Source organism: Propionivibrio sp., assembly GCF_049316945.1.
In the GTDB taxonomy this organism is placed as follows: domain Bacteria; phylum Pseudomonadota; class Gammaproteobacteria; order Burkholderiales; family Rhodocyclaceae; genus Propionivibrio.
On sequence record NZ_JBMOJE010000005.1, the window covers coordinates 1 to 18,027 of the forward strand.

The 18,027-nt window shown below is 52.7% G+C and carries 19 protein-coding genes; 8 read left to right on the forward strand and 11 right to left on the reverse strand.

Annotated elements, in window-relative coordinates; all coding sequences use genetic code 11:
- Window positions 1–198: hypothetical protein (locus ACOYNV_RS01970; RefSeq protein WP_422898053.1), on the forward strand; the 198-nt coding region annotated here is incomplete at its 5' end.
- Window positions 199–333: 135 nt separating this feature from the next.
- On the opposite strand, the gene tyrS is transcribed toward ACOYNV_RS01970, so the two are convergent.
- Window positions 334–1,533 carry a tyrosine--tRNA ligase gene (tyrS, locus tag ACOYNV_RS01975; protein ID WP_422898054.1) on the reverse strand — a complete coding sequence of 400 codons (1,200 nt, stop codon included), beginning with the start codon at window positions 1,531–1,533 and terminating at the stop codon, window positions 334–336.
- Window positions 1,534–1,621: 88 nt separating this feature from the next.
- On the opposite strand from tyrS, the gene ACOYNV_RS01980 reads away from it, so the two are divergent.
- Window positions 1,622–2,950 (forward strand): peptidoglycan DD-metalloendopeptidase family protein, encoded by a 1,329-nt coding sequence (locus tag ACOYNV_RS01980; RefSeq protein ID WP_422898055.1) that lies wholly within the window; start codon window positions 1,622–1,624, stop codon window positions 2,948–2,950.
- An 89-nt stretch (window positions 2,951–3,039) separates the two neighbouring features.
- On the opposite strand, the gene erpA is transcribed toward ACOYNV_RS01980, so the two are convergent.
- From erpA to ACOYNV_RS02025, 9 genes are all read right to left on the reverse strand, one after another.
- Window positions 3,040–3,390, reverse strand: coding sequence for an iron-sulfur cluster insertion protein ErpA (gene erpA, locus ACOYNV_RS01985; protein WP_422898056.1), 351 nt, complete (start codon window positions 3,388–3,390; stop codon window positions 3,040–3,042).
- Between the two features lie 53 nt (window positions 3,391–3,443).
- Window positions 3,444–3,842 carry a bactofilin family protein gene (locus ACOYNV_RS01990; RefSeq protein WP_422898057.1) on the reverse strand — a complete coding sequence of 133 codons (399 nt, stop codon included), beginning with the start codon at window positions 3,840–3,842 and terminating at the stop codon, window positions 3,444–3,446.
- 11 nt (window positions 3,843–3,853) lie between these two features.
- The gene (locus ACOYNV_RS01995; RefSeq protein ID WP_422898058.1) at window positions 3,854–4,618 is read right to left on the reverse strand and encodes a DUF6776 family protein; all 765 of its coding nucleotides are present in this window, start codon (window positions 4,616–4,618) and stop codon (window positions 3,854–3,856) included.
- Window positions 4,594–5,622: an N-acetyl-gamma-glutamyl-phosphate reductase gene (gene argC / locus ACOYNV_RS02000; protein ID WP_422898133.1), complete on the reverse strand. Its 1,029-nt coding sequence runs from the start codon at window positions 5,620–5,622 to the stop codon at window positions 4,594–4,596. The genes ACOYNV_RS01995 and argC overlap by 25 nt, the downstream gene beginning before the upstream one ends.
- Before the next feature lie 100 nt (window positions 5,623–5,722).
- Entirely contained in the window at window positions 5,723–6,115 is a 393-nt protein-coding gene (rpsI, locus tag ACOYNV_RS02005; protein WP_422898059.1) for a 30S ribosomal protein S9, read from the reverse strand.
- A gap of 9 nt (window positions 6,116–6,124) precedes the next feature.
- On the reverse strand, window positions 6,125–6,553 hold the full coding sequence (gene rplM, locus ACOYNV_RS02010; RefSeq protein WP_422898060.1) for a 50S ribosomal protein L13: 429 nt from the start codon (window positions 6,551–6,553) through the stop codon (window positions 6,125–6,127).
- 907 nt (window positions 6,554–7,460) lie between these two features.
- A complete protein-coding gene (gene coq7 / locus ACOYNV_RS02015; RefSeq protein ID WP_422898061.1) occupies window positions 7,461–8,081 on the reverse strand; it encodes a 2-polyprenyl-3-methyl-6-methoxy-1,4-benzoquinone monooxygenase in 621 nt (206 codons plus the stop codon).
- A 38-nt stretch (window positions 8,082–8,119) separates the two neighbouring features.
- Complete coding sequence (locus ACOYNV_RS02020; protein ID WP_422898062.1) at window positions 8,120–8,647, reverse strand: CNP1-like family protein; 528 nt, start codon at window positions 8,645–8,647, stop codon at window positions 8,120–8,122.
- Window positions 8,648–8,743: 96 nt separating this feature from the next.
- Window positions 8,744–9,253, reverse strand: coding sequence for an RNA pyrophosphohydrolase (locus ACOYNV_RS02025; RefSeq protein ID WP_422898063.1), 510 nt, complete (start codon window positions 9,251–9,253; stop codon window positions 8,744–8,746).
- A 169-nt stretch (window positions 9,254–9,422) separates the two neighbouring features.
- On the opposite strand from ACOYNV_RS02025, the gene ACOYNV_RS02030 reads away from it, so the two are divergent.
- The gene (locus ACOYNV_RS02030) at window positions 9,423–11,144 is read left to right on the forward strand and encodes a proline--tRNA ligase (RefSeq protein ID WP_422898064.1); all 1,722 of its coding nucleotides are present in this window, start codon (window positions 9,423–9,425) and stop codon (window positions 11,142–11,144) included.
- Window positions 11,135–11,833 (forward strand): lytic transglycosylase domain-containing protein, encoded by a 699-nt coding sequence (locus tag ACOYNV_RS02035; RefSeq protein ID WP_422898065.1) that lies wholly within the window; start codon window positions 11,135–11,137, stop codon window positions 11,831–11,833. The genes ACOYNV_RS02030 and ACOYNV_RS02035 overlap by 10 nt, the downstream gene beginning before the upstream one ends.
- Here the strand turns inward: ACOYNV_RS02035 and ffh are convergent.
- Window positions 11,730–13,085 carry a signal recognition particle protein gene (gene ffh / locus ACOYNV_RS02040; RefSeq protein WP_422898066.1) on the reverse strand — a complete coding sequence of 452 codons (1,356 nt, stop codon included), beginning with the start codon at window positions 13,083–13,085 and terminating at the stop codon, window positions 11,730–11,732. The two genes, ACOYNV_RS02035 and ffh, sit on opposite strands and share 104 nt — an antisense overlap.
- A 30-nt stretch (window positions 13,086–13,115) precedes the next feature.
- Here ffh and ACOYNV_RS02045 point away from each other — a divergent pair, with 30 nt between their 5' ends.
- From ACOYNV_RS02045 to ACOYNV_RS02060, 4 genes are all read left to right on the forward strand, one after another.
- Entirely contained in the window at window positions 13,116–13,955 is an 840-nt protein-coding gene (locus ACOYNV_RS02045) for a cytochrome C assembly family protein (protein ID WP_422898067.1), read from the forward strand.
- 155 nt (window positions 13,956–14,110) lie between these two features.
- Entirely contained in the window at window positions 14,111–15,826 is a 1,716-nt protein-coding gene (gene pilB, locus ACOYNV_RS02050) for a type IV-A pilus assembly ATPase PilB (RefSeq protein ID WP_422898068.1), read from the forward strand.
- Between the two features lie 21 nt (window positions 15,827–15,847).
- Window positions 15,848–17,080, forward strand: a complete 1,233-nt coding sequence (locus ACOYNV_RS02055; RefSeq protein WP_422898069.1) for a type II secretion system F family protein — start codon at window positions 15,848–15,850, stop codon at window positions 17,078–17,080.
- Window positions 17,080–17,943, forward strand: coding sequence for a prepilin peptidase (locus tag ACOYNV_RS02060; protein ID WP_422898070.1), 864 nt, complete (start codon window positions 17,080–17,082; stop codon window positions 17,941–17,943). The genes ACOYNV_RS02055 and ACOYNV_RS02060 overlap by 1 nt, the downstream gene beginning before the upstream one ends.
- Window positions 17,944–18,027 lie beyond the last annotated feature (84 nt).

An 18,027-nucleotide genomic window follows, 5' to 3' on the forward strand; every position in this document is an offset into this window, starting at 1 on the left:
CATAATCAGCTAAAACAAGAACCCACACCTATCGATTGTCATGTTGTTAAAGAGCTTTTAAATCAGCTACTTGCTGATTTGCTGCAGTGCTTCAGCAGCGAAGGGGCGTATTATAACGACGTTTTTGATTGCGTCAACTCTTTTCAGAATTTAGTCTGGAACCGCCGAAGCGCTAACAGAAATAACGTAACCCATTGATTTCCTTACTATTTAACCCTTGCGTTACCAAGGAAAGATGCGAATTATACAGAGCTAAACTGGAGCGTCAACACTTTCACGAAACAAATTTGAAACTATTTCACCCTAAGTCGCCAAGGCCTTGTTTTTAAAGGTTCAGCTAATTTTCACGCGCGCGAATTTTCGCTTCCCAACTTGCAATACAAAATCGCTTTGCGCCGGAAAGGCGAGATTTTTATCTTCAATTTTCGTTCCATCGACCCTGACCCCCCCCTGCCCGATCATGCGCAGAGCTTCCGAGGTACTTGCCATCAATCCGGATTGCCTGAGAATCTGAGCAATTCCCAACACTCCATCTACAGAATCCAGTACCACTTCGCGAATATCGTCAGGAATCGCACCTTGACGAAAACGAGCATCAAAGTCAGAAAGGGCATCCACCGCTGCAGAAGCCCCGTGAAACCGGGCAACAATTTCCTGAGCAAGAAGCACCTTGACATCGCGTGGGTTGCGTCCAGCCGCTATCTCGCGCTTGAATCCAGCCACTTCTCCGATGGCGCGGAAGGATAGAAGCTCGAAGTATCGCCACATTAGGTCATCAGATACAGACATGAGCTTGCCGAAAATTTCGCGTGGCGGCTCATTGATCCCAACATAATTCCCCAGCGACTTGGACATCTTGTTAACGCCGTCCAATCCCTCCAGCAAAGGCATCATCAAAACGCACTGCGGAGCCTGACCATAGTGTTTCTGAAGTTCACGTCCGACAAGAAGGTTAAATTTCTGATCCGTACCGCCGATTTCTACATCGGCCTTCATCGCGACGGAGTCGTACCCTTGGCAGAGAGGGTAAAGGAACTCGTGAATTGCGATAGGTAGCCCCCCCCGATAACGCTTGGCAAAGTCGTCACGCTCCAGCATGCGGGCAACGGTGTGCAAAGCCGCCAGTCGAATCATTCCAGACGCACCGAGCGGCTCGAACCAGGTTGAATTGAAGCAGATCTCGGTCTTTTGAGGGTCGAGTATCTTGAATACCTGCTCCTGATAGGTTACGGCGTTGGCAAGTATTTGCTCACGAGACAGCGGCGGTCGAGTTGAATTCTTTCCGGTAGGGTCACCAATCATCCCGGTAAAATCCCCGATCAAAAACATCACATGGTGACCCAGATCTTGGAAATGCCTCAACTTGTTGATCAGAACGGTATGCCCCAAATGCAGATCAGGGGCTGTCGGATCAAAACCAGCCTTGATACGTAGTGGCCGACCACTTTTCAGTCTATCGACCAGTTCAGCCTCAATCAGCAACTCATCAGCCCCGCATTTAATCAGAGCAAGACTGTCTTCAATACTTAACATGCAAAGCCTCTATCATTTGCTCCCAAGAGAATGTTCTTGTGGAGTCTTTTTTGGTAAACTGCAGTGTGATTTTTCTCGGTAGCAGTTAATGGAAAAACAGAAGAGCAGGATTCTAGCGCATTCCCTTCCAGCGATCGAACGATTGCTTAGGCACCACTGGGCTGCAGCAGGCGTTGGTGGCGTTGCATTATTCGGCATGATGGCGGCGTTTGCACTTGCTCCCTCTAGCAACGACAACCATGTTCAACTGCAGACAGTCCTTGAACTATTGACCACGCATCCTGGCACACTTAACAATACTGAAAGCGCAACATTTCTGCGCGAAGAGCTGATTTTACGTTCAGACACAGTTTCAAGTCTGATGGCTCGCCTCGGAATTTTGGATCAGGATGCCTTGGAATTCATGCTCAAGAATCGGGAAACCCAAGCCATCTCACGCCAACTTCGCCCCGGCAAGGTTGTAACTGCAAAAACTGGAGAACATGGGAAGCTGATTGCGCTTTATTTTCCCCTCAACAACAAGGATGCGATGCTGGTCGTCGAGAAGCGCGACAATAGCTTTTTTTCTAGCGAACAGGCGTTGAGCCTAGAAGCACAAACAGTCGTCAAATCTGGCGAGATCAGTAGCTCGCTGTTTAACGCCACTGACGCGGTAGGGATACCCGATGCGATAGCAACTCAACTGGCTGAAATTTTCAGTGGGGATATTGATTTTTATCGCGACTTGCGCAGAGGCGATCGCTTTTCGCTCGTATATGAATCCCTCACCCACCGCGGACAGCCCATTCGCAGTGGTCGCATTCTCTCTGCCGAGTTTACCAACAATCAAAAGACGTATAGTGCTTATTGGTTCCAGTCAGAAGTTGGAAAAGGGGGGTACTACACGGCAGCGGGAAAAAACCTTCGTAAGGCTTTTCTCCGCTCACCATTGGAGTTTTCCCGAGTCACATCAGGTTTTTCGAGTTCAAGACTTCACCCTGTGCTGCAAATCTCACGCGCCCACAAAGGGGTTGATTACGGTGCTCCAACGGGCACCCATGTTCGCTCTGTTGCTGATGCAACCGTCGAATTTTCTGGGCGCCAAGGCGGCTACGGCAACCTGATTATCCTCAAACACCAAGGCACCTACTCGACGGCCTATGGCCACCTTAACGGGTTTGCTGCCGGAATTCGAAGAGGGGCACGGGTCAATCAGGGCGATACCATAGGTTACGTGGGGCAAACTGGACTATCTTCAGGACCGCATCTTCACTACGAATTCCGTGTCAATTCCCAGCAGGTCAATCCGCTGGCTGTAACGCTACCTGGTGCGATTCCGCTTGAGGCATCACAAATAAGTCAATTCAGGACCGCCACCGAACCGCTTCGGGCGCATCTCGTTCTAGCAAAACAAATCAATCTCGCAGCGATTGAATAGCGACACACCCGAGCGATACTTATCAGTTCCGTGCTCTGCAATAAAAAAGGCGGCCTTGGTCGCCTTTTTTTCATCACTAGACTAGAGATTCAGGCGGTGAAGGACGAACCGCAACCACAAGTCGATGACGCATTAGGGTTCTTGATCACGAACTGAGAGCCCTCCAGCCCTTCCGTATAGTCAATCTCAGCGCCAACAAGATACTGGTAACTCATCGGGTCGACCAAGAGCGTGACTCCGTTCTTCTGCAAGGAGGTATCGTCTTCGTTGGCAACCTCATCAAAAGTAAAACCATACTGGAAGCCTGAGCACCCACCACCTGTTACGAAGACACGGAGCTTCAAATCCGGATTTCCTTCTTCCGCAATCAGATCCTTGACCTTGTTGGCTGCACTATCCGTAAAAACAAACGGCAGGGGAATATCCGTCGCTGTATTCATTACCATTACCTCCCAATTCTCGCGTTTAAAACTGTTCCAGAAACTGCCTTAGCCTAGTTACTGGATGCCAGCTTGAGTTCTACAGTCTTGGCGCTTATCTGATGTACAAGACGCCCCTGTATTACAGATCCTTGCTGCATTTCGATCTGAATATATTCGACATCACCTGTGACACGGGCTGCGGACAAGAGTTCCAGCGATTCACCAGCAAACACCGGGCCTATAACGGTTCCGTTGATAACCACGTGGCCGACCGAGATAGCGCCCTCTACGCTCGCCTTTTCGCTGACAACTAGTGTTCCTTCGCCATTTTCACTACTGATGTTGCCGTGAACCGCGCCGTCAATGCGCAGGCCACCGGAAAAGATCACATTCCCCTCTACACGGGTACCGGCACCGATGAGGCTATCAATACTATTCTTAGTAGCTCTACCTTTTTTTATACCGAACATGGTTTCTCCATCTAGAGATTCACGGACTGCCTTGCGCGTACGATACTATCCTGCAGAAAGCGCGCTTCGACCTCTTTTACTACTACCTCTGAGGGGACAGAGAAAACGCCTTCAAGCCGATGAAAGTGCTTGATTTCGAAACGAAAACGCTGGGGGTTTGGCTCTGTCGCAGAAGGCAGGATGATCATAACATCTTTGCCACCCTGCTGCACTTTGACCAAAATCTGAAGCGCACCCTTGATCTCTCTGGCCTGGCGGCCAGCGTTATTGACCACCAGCATACGATACCGATACTCGCCCAAAACGCCGCTCGGTTCAATCCTCAGGTGATCAATCCTGGCCCCAACCTCATCTCCAGCCTCGGAAGTTGGCATCAGGCCTTCGAAAAACGCCAGATCCTCTTTCAAAATAGCGTTCTCCGCTTCGAGAGCCTTCGCCTGTAGGGACAACTGCTTTTGTGTAGCACGCTCTATCTGTAGGCTGCTTTCACCTGATCCTGCGAGGCTGCGCAATTTGGTCAACTCGGCATCAAGTTCCATAAGATGATTTCTGAGTGACTGAATCTCCCTAATCGACTCATTGCTTTGGAACCCGGCAATGCGCCTTCCTGCATCATAGATCCACGCAGCGAGCGCCAATGAAACTGACAAAATCGTAATTGATGCCAGTGCACGCCAGTACCAAGCCACATACGTTCTGATTGCCAGCCTCGGCGCATTGATGCCAAAGCGCTGACGAAGACGCTTAAGCCTTACGGAAGCACCGGGAGTTGCCATAGTCCGTCAGTTTCCGGCAGTCCAAACATGATGTTCATGTTCTGTACGGCCTGACCAGCCGCTCCCTTGACAAGGTTATCGATAACGGAGAGCACCACCAGCGTATCTCCGCCCTGTGGTCTGTGTACCGCAATACGGCAAATATTCGCCGCGCGAACCGAACGTGTATCCGGATGCGAATTCATCGGTAAGATATCAACAAAGGGCTCGTCTGCGTAGCGCTTCTCAAAGATGGACTGGAAATCGCCTTCCCCCTTGATCTGAGCGTAAAGTGTGGCATGGATTCCGCGAATCAATGGCGTCAGATGCGGCACGAAGGTCAAACCAATGGCGCGTCCTGCAATTCGCGACAAGCCCTGCCGAATTTCAGGCAAGTGCCGATGCCCTGGGACACCATAAGCCTTGAAATTGTCAGACGCTTCGGAGAACAACGATGACACCTCAGCTTTGCGCCCAGCACCGGAAACTCCGGACTTGGCATCTGCGATCAAATGTTCAAGATCAACCAACCCTGACTCTACAAGCGGCATGAATCCCAATTGCACAGCGGTTGGATAACACCCAGGGTTAGCCACCAAGCGTGCAGAACGAATAGCAGCGCGATTGACTTCAGGCAAACCATAGACAGCTTCAGCCACCCATTCCGGGCTGGTGTGCTGCATGCCGTACCATTTTTCCCAGTCGGCGACATCGGTAATGCGAAAATCTGCGGCAAGGTCGACGACGCGAACCCCGGCATTGAGCAACTCGGGCGCCTGTTGCATGGCCACGCCATTCGGTGTGGCAAAAAAAACAAGATCACAGGATTTCAGATTAGCGGCCGCTGGATCTTCAAATCTCAGATCAACACGCCCCCGTAGACTCGGAAACATACTGGAAACAGCAGTTCCTGCATCTCCGCGTGAAGTAATTGCGACGAGTTCAACCTCAGCGTGCTGTGCAAGCAAGCGCAACAACTCAACACCCGTATAACCGGTACCGCCAACAATTCCAACCTTGACCATTAAATCCTCCTCAAAAGGTGTGGAATGATAGTCCGCACGCCCCAAAAACACAAAAGCCACCCTAAGGCGGCTTTTGATGCGTAACAGAATCCAGTATCGATTAACGCTTGGAGAACTGCTTACGGCGACGTGCTTTGTGCAGACCGACCTTCTTACGCTCAACCTCACGGGCATCACGCGTAACAAAACCGGCCTTCGACAACGCTGGCTTGAGCTCTGCATCGTATTCAATCAGGGCGCGGGTAATGCCGTGACGAACAGCACCAGCCTGACCAGACTCACCACCACCGGCAACATTGACGAGAATGTCAAAACTAGAAGTTTGTTCAACTAACACTAGCGGTTGACGAACGATCATGCGACCCGTAACACGGGAGAAAAATTCGTCAACAGGCTTGCCATTAACGACGATATTGCCAGTGCCACGTTTCATGAAAACGCGTGCTACGGCGCTTTTGCGACGGCCGGTGCCGTAGTAAAAATTTTCAGCCATTTCGACCCCTTAAAGTTCCAGAACTTTTGGCTGCTGGGCAGCGTGTGGATGTGTATCACCCGCGTAGCACTTCATTTTCTTGAGCATCGCGTAACCAAGAGGCCCCTTCGGGAGCATGCCTTTGACAGCCTTTTCCAGGACGCGGCCAGGGAAACGCTGCTGCATCTTGGTGAAGTTGGTTTCGTAAATACCGCCTGGGTACCCCGTGTGTCGGTAGTACACCTTGTCTTCAGCCTTGTTGCCGGTGACGCGCAACTTCTCCACATTCGTCACGACGATGTAATCGCCGGTATCCACGTGAGGAGTAAATTCTGGTTTGTGCTTACCACGCAAGCGACGAGCGATTTCAGTAGCAAGGCGGCCAAGCACCTTGTCAGTGGCATCAACTACGAGCCACTCGCGCTTAACTTCATGCGATTTGGCGGAGAAAGTCTTCATTTAAAACGCCGTCCTTGTATGCCTGATAACGGAAAGCCGAGCATCTTATTGCAAATTGACGAATCATGTCAATCGCTGTTTAGAATGTAGGCAAAAAAAACGCGACCCGTATGAGTCGCGTTAAATCCACACCAAAGGAGGAGGGTGGAGGAGACAAATCTAAAACACACTGAAAAATCAAAACACAAAAACAACAAGATGTTTGAATTATGCCTTAACCAGCTACGAAGATCAAGACAGTATTGTTCGACCAGTCACATCACCAAACCATTCGCCACCCGGAACAATGATTATTTAATGTTATTCGTTTCATAGACTTAAAATAAAATAATATAATGCATTTCAAAATAGTAAATTGCAGAATATCATTCTAAAAAAGCATTTTGACAGCAATTTTATTGCACCGCAACATCCTCCCTGACGAGCATTAAAAATGCCACACGCCTTCGCCTAAAATCGATGTATTTTGAAATAACGTGGCCTGCATGTGCAAGGTGAAATGGATCGGAGACGGCATGTCGTTTCTGACCGACACTGACACTGGAAGCAATCACCCTGTGGTAATCGATGCATACCCTGAAGCAGGCGAAAAAATCTGGCTCCACGACCGATGGAAATGCTGGTTGCCGGCAGCGGCGGATGCAGGCAGAACGTGCCATACAGGGCCAAAAGCATTCACCCGGATTCATTCCCACCCCCGGATTAGCGGAAAACAACTGAAACCCGATGCAGTTGCACGCGAATCGAACTATCCAAAGGCAAGTATTGCTCAGCTTCAATCATGCTTGGTAAGACAGTCGAAATCACCCACCACTTCGATATCGTGGAAGATTAACTCGATTGGCGTCAAGATATCGTCAGGAGTTTTCTCAGCGACCAGTGTGCAAACCGAATTTTCAGAGATTTCTTAGAGGTAGTAGGAGGTACGGGTCATTACTCCTGCCATTAGTCGCATGGTTTTCTTGACAATGGTGGGCAGTTCACGTGCGCCGAGGCGAACCGCCATCTCGGCATGAGATTTCTCATCAATCTTCATTTGCAGAACAATCGCCAGAGACTTGACATCTTCCGTCGGCAACTCGGACAAATGGTGGTCAAGATGAGTTTCAACCTGTCGTTCAGTCTCGGCAAGAAAACCCAGACTCCAGGCATCCCCAAGTTTCCCGGCAAATACACCCAGCGACAGCGCCCCCAGATACCACAAAGGGTTTAACAAACTCTTGCGCGCGTCCAGTTCATTGATTCGCCGCGCAGTCCAATCCAGATGCTCGGTTTCCTCGTAGGCTGCCTTATTCATAGCCTGCCGAATCTCCGGATCGTGACAAATCAGCGCCTGGCCCTGATAAAGCGCCTGCGCACAGACTTCTCCGACATGATTGATCCGCATCAAGGCCCCCGCGTGCGCTCTGTCTTCCGCAGACAATTCCGGCTCAACACACTCTCCCCCAGGCATGCTACGAGTTGTCGACGCAGCAGAAAAAAGAGTGCGCAAAGCTCTATCAAACCCCAGAATGATGGGATCAAGCATTACGAGTCCTATCAGCGGATATTGCCTAAAACGAAAAACTAAGGACGTGCCGCCAAGGGTTTACCGCCGTAGCGCAACGCCCGGCGAGCATCGTCGGCATTCTTGATTAAAGCGGTGCCAACAGAGCAAAAGTAATTGGCATAAAGCTCGACGTGATGATTGTTGCTATCACCTTGAATCTTGACCCATTGATTACGCCGCGCCTTTGACCAAGTCTTGTCTGATCGGCCAAACGCATAAAACCTGCGCTCTGCGGTAGCGCAGCGCAAACCTTCATAACTGATGTTCTGCGCCCCTGCGGAACTGATCACGATTAATGTATAACGCAGAACGCCATCGGAGCCAACAGACAGCGAATTTCCATCGATCAGATACTTGGTATCGGTTATCGCGCCTACCTGAAACGGGATCAGGTCGGCTTTCTCAGGGAAAGCTGGGAGTTGCACTTCAATTTCAGCCCAAGGCTTTTCCTCATACTGGTTGTCAAAACTATCCGCCAACGATTGTGCTGACAACAATGCCAGAGCGAGGGCAAAAAACCACTCTATAGTTTTAAAAAAAAACATTGAAACAACGCTCCAGTTGAATCAACAAACTCGCACGGAAAAAAACGAAACAACGCTATTTTTCAGCACTCGACCTCACCCACTCCCACCAAACGCTCAGGTACGTACACCTTCATGACGTGGACGACGGTGATCAGCATCGAGAAAGCGTGCGAGTTCGTTCAATGCCTCCTCATACACTTGGCGTTTAAACTCGATTACTGCATCGAGCGCTACCCAATAATGATTCCAGCGCCATGCATCAAACTCGGGATGATTACAGGCGCGCAAGGAAACATCGCTGTCCCGCCCTACCAGACGCAGCAAAAACCATATCTGTTTTTGCCCTCTGTAACTGCCACGCCATTCGCGTTTTACCCAGTGTATCGGCACATCGTAACGCAACCAGTCTTTGGTTCTGCCAAGGATACTGACATGTTCGGGACACAAGCCAACCTCTTCGTAGAGTTCCCGGTACATCGCCTGCTCAGGGGTTTCACCCCGTTTGATGCCACCCTGTGGAAACTGCCATGAATGTTCACGGATACGCTTGCCCCAAAAAACCTCATTCTTCGCGTTACATAGGATGATGCCGACGTTGGGGCGATAGCCTTCACGGTCGAGCATTTTGTAAACCTGCTAAATTATTAGTCAAATACATTCTTCCACATTTCAAATCGCTTGGAAAGCTCGCCATGGAAAGAAACGCCTAATCACACGACAGAGCACGATTGGCATCGCACTCTACTGATCTGTCTTGTAAAATCTCAACTTTATTTCAAGAAATACGATTCCCATGCGTACCTCGCAATTTTTCATCTCCACACTCAAGGAAGCTCCGTCAGACGCCGAGATCGTCAGCCACAAATTAATGTTGCGCGCCGGCCTCGTCAAACGTCTGGCCGGCGGCATCTACACTTGGATGCCGGTTGGTCTGCGCGTGTTGCGCAAGGTTGAAAACATCGTCCGTCAGGAAATGGATCGTGCAGGCGCCATTGAGCTTTCGATGCCCGCCGTGCAGCCGGCCGAACTGTGGCAGGAATCGGGCCGCTGGGAAAAATACGGCCCTGAGTTGCTGCGACTGAAGGATCGCCACCAGCGCGATTTCGTTATTGGACCAACGCACGAAGAAGTCATCACCGATGTCGTACGCAAGGAAGTGAAAAGCTACCGTCAGTTGCCCCTGCATTTTTACCAGGTGCAAATGAAGTTCCGCGACGAAATCCGCCCGCGCTTCGGCGTGATGCGTGGCCGCGAGTTCCTGATGAAGGATGGCTACTCCTTCCACACCAGTTTCGAGGACTTGCAGCGCGAGTACCGCAACATGTTCGAGACCTACACGCGGACTTTCATTCGCCTTGGCTTGAAGTTTCGTGCTGTTGCCGCCGACACGGGATCGATCGGCGGCACCGGCTCGCACGAATTTCACGTGCTGGCCGATTCTGGGGAAGACGCACTGGCCTACTGCCCCGACTCGGACTATGCCGCCAATGTCGAACTGGCCGAAGCAATGGCTCCGGATACTCCACGAGTTGCAGCTTCCGAGGCCATAAAGAAAGTCGCTACACCGAGCAAGATCAAGTGCGAGGACGTTGCTGCCCTCCTGAATGTCACAGGAATGAAAATGGTCAAGGCCATCGCCATCATGCGGAATCAGCAGGAAAACGGCTCCGCCGAGTTCGTACTGATTCTGTTACGCGGCGACCATGACTTGAACGAAGTCAAGACGCAAAAGATCGTCGGCGAATTCCGCTTCGCTCACGACGAAGAAATCGTTGCTGCACTTGGCTGCAAACCAGGTTACATTGGCCCGGTAGGCACCAACAAAATCCCCGTGTTCGCTGATCGAAGCGTGGCTGTAATGAGCGACTTCGTTTGCGGTGCCAACGAAGCAGGATTTCACATCACCGGCGTCAACTTCGGCCGCGACCTGCCGGAACCCGCTTTAATCGCCGATCTTAGGAACGTGGTCGCCGGCGACCCCTCGCCCGACGGCAAAGGCACGCTGGAACTGTGTCGTGGCATTGAAGTCGGTCACATCTTCCAGTTGCGAACAAAATACGCCAAAGCACTGAAATGCGCCTTCCTCGACGAAAGCGGCCAGAGTCAGACCATGGAAATGGGCTGCTACGGGATCGGCGTGTCACGCATTGTCGGTGCCGCCATCGAGCAGAACCATGACGATAGAGGAATCATATTCCCCCAGGCCATCGCCCCCTTCGAGGTGTGCATTGTGCCCATGGGCTATAGCAAGAGCGATGCCGTAAAAGTGGCAGCGGATACACTTTATGCAGATCTGATGGCAGCAGGTGTCGACGTTCTTCTCGATGACCGGAACGAACGTCCTGGCGTGATGTTCGCTGAAATGGAACTGATCGGCATCCCGCACCGCGTCGTCGTCGGTGACCGCGGTCTGGCGGAAGGCAAACTTGAGTACAAAGGGCGCACGGATGCAGAACTAACCATGGTACCGGTTGCTGAAATCGGTGCTTTCCTGAAGGCCAGGTTGTGCCACTAGCCATTCTGATACTGGCTCTCCTGATTCCCTGTACAGCGATTGCCGGAACACAAAAGTACGAACCGCTGTCGGCCAGCGTACAAGCAGCACTTTCGCGCACCATTTCGGACCAGGCACCGCCAAAGAGTTCATTTCTTGACTCGATGGAGGCCATTGACTGGCTGACCGAGATGTCGGGACGTCTGGAAAAACGAATCGCCAATCGCGAGAGCCGGCTGGAATTCCTGCGTGCAGTCCACTACGAGGCCACCCGCGCGGGACTCGACCCGCAACTAGTGCTGGGTCTGATACAGGTTGAAAGCGGTTTCAAGAAATACGCCGTTTCATCAGCCGGCGCGCGGGGCTTCATGCAGGTCATGCCCTTCTGGCTGAAGGTTATCGGTCGTAGCGATGACAACCTGTTTCATTTACGAACCAACCTGCGCTACGGCTGCACCATCCTGCGCCACTATCTGGACATTGAACAAGGCGACCTCTACCGCGCGCTCGGTCGTTACAACGGGAGCCTGGGGCAAGCCGAATACCCGAATCTCGTGCGTGGAGCCTGGCACAGCCAATGGGTCTATTCAAGAGGCAGAACGGCCCCTAGCCCATTCCGGGCAACATCCCTTTCATGCCCCGCATCAGCTTGGCCATGCCGCCCTTGGAGAACTGCTTCATCATTTTTTGCGTTTGCTCAAACTGCTTGAGCAAACGATTGACTTCCTGCACCTGAACGCCTGCCCCTGAGGCGATACGGCGTTTGCGCGAAGCCTTTAGCAACTCGGGCTTGCTGCGCTCGGAAGGGGTCATCGAATTGATGATGCCTTCAATCCGACTGATCGTTTTTTCTTCGCCTCCAGCGGGCATCTTGCTTGCGGCCTGGGCAAACTGAGCCGGCAACTTGTCCATCATTGATGAAATCCCGCCCATCTTGCGCATCTGGGCGATCTGTTCCTTGAAGTCGTTAAGATCAAAGCCCTTGCCCGATTTGAGCTTCCTGGCGAACTCAACGGCCTTTTGCTCATCAATCCCCTTCTTTGCATCCTCGATCAACGACAGAACATCGCCCATGCCAAGGATGCGCGAGGCCATCCGCTCAGGATGAAAGGCTTCAAGCCCCGACAGCTTTTCGCCGACACCGGCGTATTTGATCGGTCGCCCGGTCACATGGCGCACAGAAAGCGCGGCACCGCCTCGCGCGTCGCCATCCAGCTTGGTAAGAATGACTCCGGTAAGCGGCAAGGCCTCGCTAAATGCCTTGGCGGTGTTGATCGCATCCTGACCCAGCATGGCGTCGACGACGAACAGGGTTTCTATCGGTTCGATTGCCGCATGAAGTTCGGCAATCTCCTTCATCATTGCCTCGTCGATCGCCAGACGACCAGCGGTATCGACGAGCAACACATCGTGATAGTGACGCTTGGCCCAATCGACTGCACTGCGTGCGATATCGACAGGCTTGTCTGTTGAAAGAGAAGGGAAAAAATCGGCCCCGGCCTGTTCGGCAACGGTCTTCAACTGCTCAATGGCCGCCGGACGATAAACGTCGCAGGAGACTACCAGCACCTTCTTCTTTTGCGTTTCGCGCAAAAGCTTGGCCAACTTGCCAACCGTGGTGGTTTTGCCCGCCCCCTGCAAACCGGCCATGAGAATAATCGCTGGCGGCTGGGTAGCCAAGTTTAGGCCGTTATGTGCTTCACCCATCAGTAGCGTCAGTTCGCGATGAACCACGCCGATCAGAGCCTGACCAGGGCTTAATGAGCCAATCACTTCCTCACCAACCGCTTTTTCCTTGACGGCAGCGATCAGTGCTTTGACGGCAGGAAGTGCAACGTCAGCCTCCAGCAAGGCGAGACGAACCTCACGCAGAGCATCGGCAATATTATCTTCGGTAAGGCGTGCCTCACCACGTAGCGTCTTCATGACGCGGGCAAGGCGTTGGGTCAGGTTGTCGAGCATTTGGCTTCCCGCTTGGTGTAGACTGAATAAATGTTGGACATTCTACTGCACCTTCTGCCGCTCATCGCTTCGTGCCTGCTGTATGCGGCGCTGGGCTTCCATTTCTGGCATACACGCTGGCGAGAAACCGAAACACACCTAGTCCCCCTGCCGATGCAGCCGTGGGAACGTGTGGCAATTTTCATTGCCCTGACGCTGCAGGGTATCGGCTTGTACGATGGCTTGTTCGGTGCCGGCGGAATGCGCTTCTCTTTCAGTTTCGCCCTATCGCTGATGCTCTGGCTGGCCGTTCTCATATACTGGCTGGAAAGCTTCCGCTCGCGCATGGACGGTCTGCAGCCGATGGTGCTGCCACTGGCAGCACTTTGCGCAGTACTTCCCGTCATCTTCCCGCAGGTTCACTCTATTGCACATATCGACGCCTGGGGCTTCAAAGTGCATTTTCTGGCGGCCATGCTGGCCTATAGTCTATTTACGTTGTCAGCGATGCACGCCGTGTTCATGGGCTTTGTCGAACGAAAACTGCACCACAGGGAACTCAACAAGTATCTTGCCAGCCTTCCTCCACTCATGACCATGGAAGCGTTGCTCTTTCGCATGATCGGCCTCGCTTTTTTTCTGCTTACCGTTGCGCTGGGTAGCGGAATCATGTTTTCAGAAGCACTTTTTGGAAAAGCCGTATTGCTTGACCACAAGACAATGTTTGCTTTTGCCTCATGGGGAATTTTTGCAGCTCTGTTGATCGGACGCCGCGCCTACGGATGGCGGGGGCGCATTGCACTACGCTGGACTTTGGCGGGATTCCTGCTTCTCTTACTAGCCTACATTGGCAGCCGTTTTGTTTCCGAAGTCCTGCTCGGCCGCATCTAAACATCTGCCCAGAATATATTCGCCCATACAATACCTCTTCCCCGTGTCTTTGCTTCTGTAAAAACTGGCCGACTCAATTCATCATCAAACTGGCATTTTCTGTACAATCAACACAGACATGATTTCTGACGTTACCAAGCGTCTTTTAGCAAACTATGGCAGCTAATCCGCAGCAATCATCACTTAGTGGCCTCGCTCGCGCGCTCGTCCAAGCCGGCCGAATCAAGGAAGCCGAGGCCGAGGCCTTGCTGACACAGGCTGCCGCAACAAAGACCTCGTTCATCGAGCAATTGGTCAGCAGCAGGAAAGCGAGTGCGCCTGATATTGCTCGCTTTGCTGCCGATACCTTTGGCTATCCGTTGCTTGACCTCAACGCATTCGACGACGCACATATCCAGAAGAACGCGATTGACCGCAAGCTGATCGCTACACACCGTGTCATCCCGTTGCACAAACGCGGCAACCGCCTGTCGATCGCCATCGCTGATCCGACCAACCTGCGCGCGCTTGACGAGATTCGCTTCCAGACCGGGATGGCTGTCGACCCGGTAATCGTTGACGAGAGCCAACTCGCTCCCCTGGTTGCCAAACTCTCAGAATCAGCCGAAGACACCCTCAAGAACCTGACCAACGAGGACATCAATCTCGAGTTTACTGACGAAGATGCGGCGGAAAAGACTGACGAAGCCTCAACCCTTGAGGTCGACGACGCCCCGGTTGTCAAGTTCATTCAGAAAATGCTGCTTGATGCCATCAACGAGGGCGCATCCGACATTCACTTCGAACCCTACGAGAAAAGCTATCGCATCCGTTTCCGGACGGATGGAATTTTGCGCGAAGTCGCCTCGCCGCCATTGATCATCAAGGAAAAAATTGCCTCGCGCATCAAGGTGATTTCTCGCCTGAACATCGCCGAGAAACGCGTTCCGCAGGATGGTCGAATGCGACTCGTGCTGTCCAAGAGCCGGGCGATTGACTTCCGTGTCAGCACCCTGCCGACCATGTACGGTGAAAAAATAGTTCTGCGCATCCTTGATCCTAGCAGCGCGACCCTAGGCATCGAGGCGCTGGGTTATGACCCGGTACAGAAAGCGCTTCTTCTCGACGCCATTCAGCGCCCTTACGGCATGGTTCTGGTTACCGGCCCGACCGGGTCGGGCAAAACCGTTTCGCTTTACACCTGCCTCAATATTCTGAACAAACCCGGCATCAACATTTCTACGGCAGAAGACCCGGCGGAAATACCCTTGCCAGGCATCAATCAGGTCAACATTGAGGACAGGCAGGGGCTGACCTTCCCGGTCGCACTCAAAGCCTTCTTGCGGCAGGATCCGGACATCATCATGGTCGGCGAAATCCGCGACCTGGAAACAGCGGAAATCTCCATCAAGGCTGCCCAGACAGGGCACATGGTGCTTTCTACCCTGCACACCAATGATGCCCCATCGACGCTGACTCGTCTCATGAACATGGGAATTCCGACCTTCAACATCGCTTCGAGCATCCTGCTGATTACTGCTCAGCGCCTTGTACGCCGCCTGTGCACCTGCAAGAAGCCGCTTGACACACCGATCGAGACACTGCTGAATGCGGGGTTTACCGAGTCAGACTTAGACGGCAGCTGGTCTCTTTACGGCCCGGGAGAATGCGATCGCTGCAAGGGAAGTGGCTACAAGGGACGGGTTGGCCTCTATCAAGTCATGCCCATTACCGAAGACATACAACGCATGATCATGGCCAACGGGACGGCACTGGACATCGCTGTTCAGGCACAGAAAGAAGGCGTCAACGATTTGCGCCGTTCCGGCCTGCTTAAGGTCAAGCAAGGACTCACCTCACTTGATGAAGTCCTTGGCAGCACCAACGCTTAAAGAACAACCAAGGGGGACAGCATGGCGACCGCAACAAAACCGGCAAAGCGCACCCAGGAAGTCAAGGAATACACTTTTCTCTGGGTCGGGAAGAACAAGGCTGGAAAGATAATTCGTGGAGAACAACGCGCTCCAAGCGAAACCGTTGTTCAGGCTACCTTGCGACGCCAAGGGATTCTTCCCACCAAGATTTCCAAACAAAGCTTCAGGAGAGGCGGCAAGGTCACCGAAAAGGACGTCGCCCTGTTCACCCGGCAATTGGCGACCATGATGAAGGCCGGCGTCCCTCTGCTGCAAACTTTCGACATCGTTGGCCGTGGCCACGACAACCCGGCTGTCGGCAAGCTTCTGATTGACATCAAGACCGATGTGGAAACCGGTAGCTCGCTATCGCAGGCTTTCCGCAAATTCCCGCTGCACTTCGACCAGCTCTACTGCAACCTGATCGCGGCTGGCGAACAGGCGGGCATTCTTGAGACCCTGCTGGAGCGACTGGCGACGTACAAGGAAAAGATGATCGCCATCCGTTCAAAAATCAAAGCCGCACTTTTTTACCCCGTAGCCATCATCGTCGTCGCCTTTGTCATTACTGCAGTAATCATGATCTTTGTCATTCCTGCATTCAAGGAAGTATTCAAAAGCTTCGGCGCCGATCTGCCCGCCCCGACACTGATTGTCATGGCGATTTCGGATTTCTTTGTCACTTACTGGTGGGCAATTTTCGGAGCTATTGGCGGTGGATTTTATGCGTTCTTTTATTTCTGGAAACGCTCCGAACCCATGCAGATTGTCATGGATCGGTTTCTTCTCCGCTTACCTGTTTTCGGCAGCCTGATTCGAAAATCCGTAATTGCCCGCTGGACGCGCACCCTGTCCACCATGTTCGCTGCTGGCGTTCCGTTGGTGGAGTCACTGGATTCGGTCGGCGGTGCTGCCGGAAACTATGTCTACAAGCTCGCGACAAAGCAAATACAGAGCGAGGTCAGCACTGGCACCAGCCTGACCTCTGCCATGCAGAACGCTCAACTGTTTCCCAACATGGTCGTTCAGATGGTAGCCATTGGTGAAGAATCCGGTGCGCTGGACGCCATGCTCGGCAAGGTAGCTGACTTCTTCGAAGCAGAAGTCGATGATGCGGTAGATGCCCTTTCCAGTTTGATGGAACCGATCATCATGGTTGTCTTGGGAACACTGATTGGCGGCATGGTGATCGCCATGTACCTGCCGATTTTCAAGCTGGGCGCTGTGGTCTGATGACTCAAGGCTGGCTGACCGGCTTTCTGGATCCGACCGTATTCAGTATTTCCTGCGGCATTCTTGGCCTTCTGGTCGGCAGTTTCCTCAACGTGGTCATCCATCGCCTGCCCAAGATGATGGAGCGTGACTGGCATAGCCAGTGCGCTGAACTGCGTGGCGAAGAGACGCCGGACAGTGAACCGTTCTCCCTTGCCAAGCCACGCTCGCGCTGTCCTGAATGCGGCCACTCGATCACGGCGCTGGAAAACATTCCGCTCATCAGCTGGCTGGCCTTGCGCGGCAAGTGTTCTAGCTGCCATACAGCGATTTCACCTCGCTACCCTATTGTCGAAGCACTGACTGGCTTACTTTCCGCACTGGCGGCCACGCATTTTGGCTTTGGCGGGGCCGCGGCGGGGGCCATTGTGTTGATCTGGTGCCTGATTGCACTGACTTTCATCGATTTTGACACTCAGCTCTTGCCTGACTCGATTACCTTGCCGCTGCTCTGGCTCGGCCTGCTGTTCAACCTGTTTGGCACCTTTACCGATCTTCCATCGGCGGTGATCGGTGCCATGGGCGGTTATCTCGCCTTGTGGTCCGTATATTGGGGATTCAAACTCGTCACCGGCAAGGAAGGCATGGGCTACGGGGATTTCAAGCTGCTCGCCGCACTCGGCGCCTGGCTGGGCTGGCAAATCCTGCCCTTGACCATTCTGCTATCCTCCTTGGTCGGCGCGGTTGTCGGCATTGCTCTGATTGTACTGACCAAGCGCGGTCGCAATATACCGATTCCCTTCGGCCCCTATCTGGCCGCCGCCGGATTGCTCGCCCTTTTCTGGGGCAAGGATCTCACGCAGAGCTATCTTCGCCTGATGTAGGCGCTTGAAAATACTGCTTTTAACCCAATCTGCTTGCTGACGAAGCCAGCGAATGGGCTCTCCCTTCGGGTATAATTCCCGTTT

Coding starts and splice junctions, on each gene's coding strand:
- argC (WP_422898133.1), bottom strand. CDS start 5,622: ATGGTCAAGGTTGGAATTGTTGGCGGTACCGGTTATACGGGTGTTGAG.
- ffh (WP_422898066.1), bottom strand. CDS start 13,085: ATGCTCGACAACCTGACCCAACGCCTTGCCCGCGTCATGAAGACGCTA.
- rplM (WP_422898060.1), bottom strand. CDS start 6,553: ATGAAGACTTTCTCCGCCAAATCGCATGAAGTTAAGCGCGAGTGGCTC.
- ACOYNV_RS02020 (WP_422898062.1), bottom strand. CDS start 8,647: ATGTTTTTTTTTAAAACTATAGAGTGGTTTTTTGCCCTCGCTCTGGCA.
- ACOYNV_RS02060 (WP_422898070.1), top strand. CDS start 17,080: ATGACTCAAGGCTGGCTGACCGGCTTTCTGGATCCGACCGTATTCAGT.
- ACOYNV_RS01980 (WP_422898055.1), top strand. CDS start 1,622: ATGGAAAAACAGAAGAGCAGGATTCTAGCGCATTCCCTTCCAGCGATC.
- ACOYNV_RS02030 (WP_422898064.1), top strand. CDS start 9,423: ATGCGTACCTCGCAATTTTTCATCTCCACACTCAAGGAAGCTCCGTCA.
- erpA (WP_422898056.1), bottom strand. CDS start 3,390: ATGAATACAGCGACGGATATTCCCCTGCCGTTTGTTTTTACGGATAGT.
- coq7 (WP_422898061.1), bottom strand. CDS start 8,081: ATGCTTGATCCCATCATTCTGGGGTTTGATAGAGCTTTGCGCACTCTT.
- ACOYNV_RS02025 (WP_422898063.1), bottom strand. CDS start 9,253: ATGCTCGACCGTGAAGGCTATCGCCCCAACGTCGGCATCATCCTATGT.
- pilB (WP_422898068.1), top strand. CDS start 14,111: ATGGCAGCTAATCCGCAGCAATCATCACTTAGTGGCCTCGCTCGCGCG.
- ACOYNV_RS02045 (WP_422898067.1), top strand. CDS start 13,116: ATGTTGGACATTCTACTGCACCTTCTGCCGCTCATCGCTTCGTGCCTG.
- ACOYNV_RS01990 (WP_422898057.1), bottom strand. CDS start 3,842: ATGTTCGGTATAAAAAAAGGTAGAGCTACTAAGAATAGTATTGATAGC.
- ACOYNV_RS01995 (WP_422898058.1), bottom strand. CDS start 4,618: ATGGCAACTCCCGGTGCTTCCGTAAGGCTTAAGCGTCTTCGTCAGCGC.
- tyrS (WP_422898054.1), bottom strand. CDS start 1,533: ATGTTAAGTATTGAAGACAGTCTTGCTCTGATTAAATGCGGGGCTGAT.
- ACOYNV_RS02055 (WP_422898069.1), top strand. CDS start 15,848: ATGGCGACCGCAACAAAACCGGCAAAGCGCACCCAGGAAGTCAAGGAA.
- rpsI (WP_422898059.1), bottom strand. CDS start 6,115: ATGGCTGAAAATTTTTACTACGGCACCGGCCGTCGCAAAAGCGCCGTA.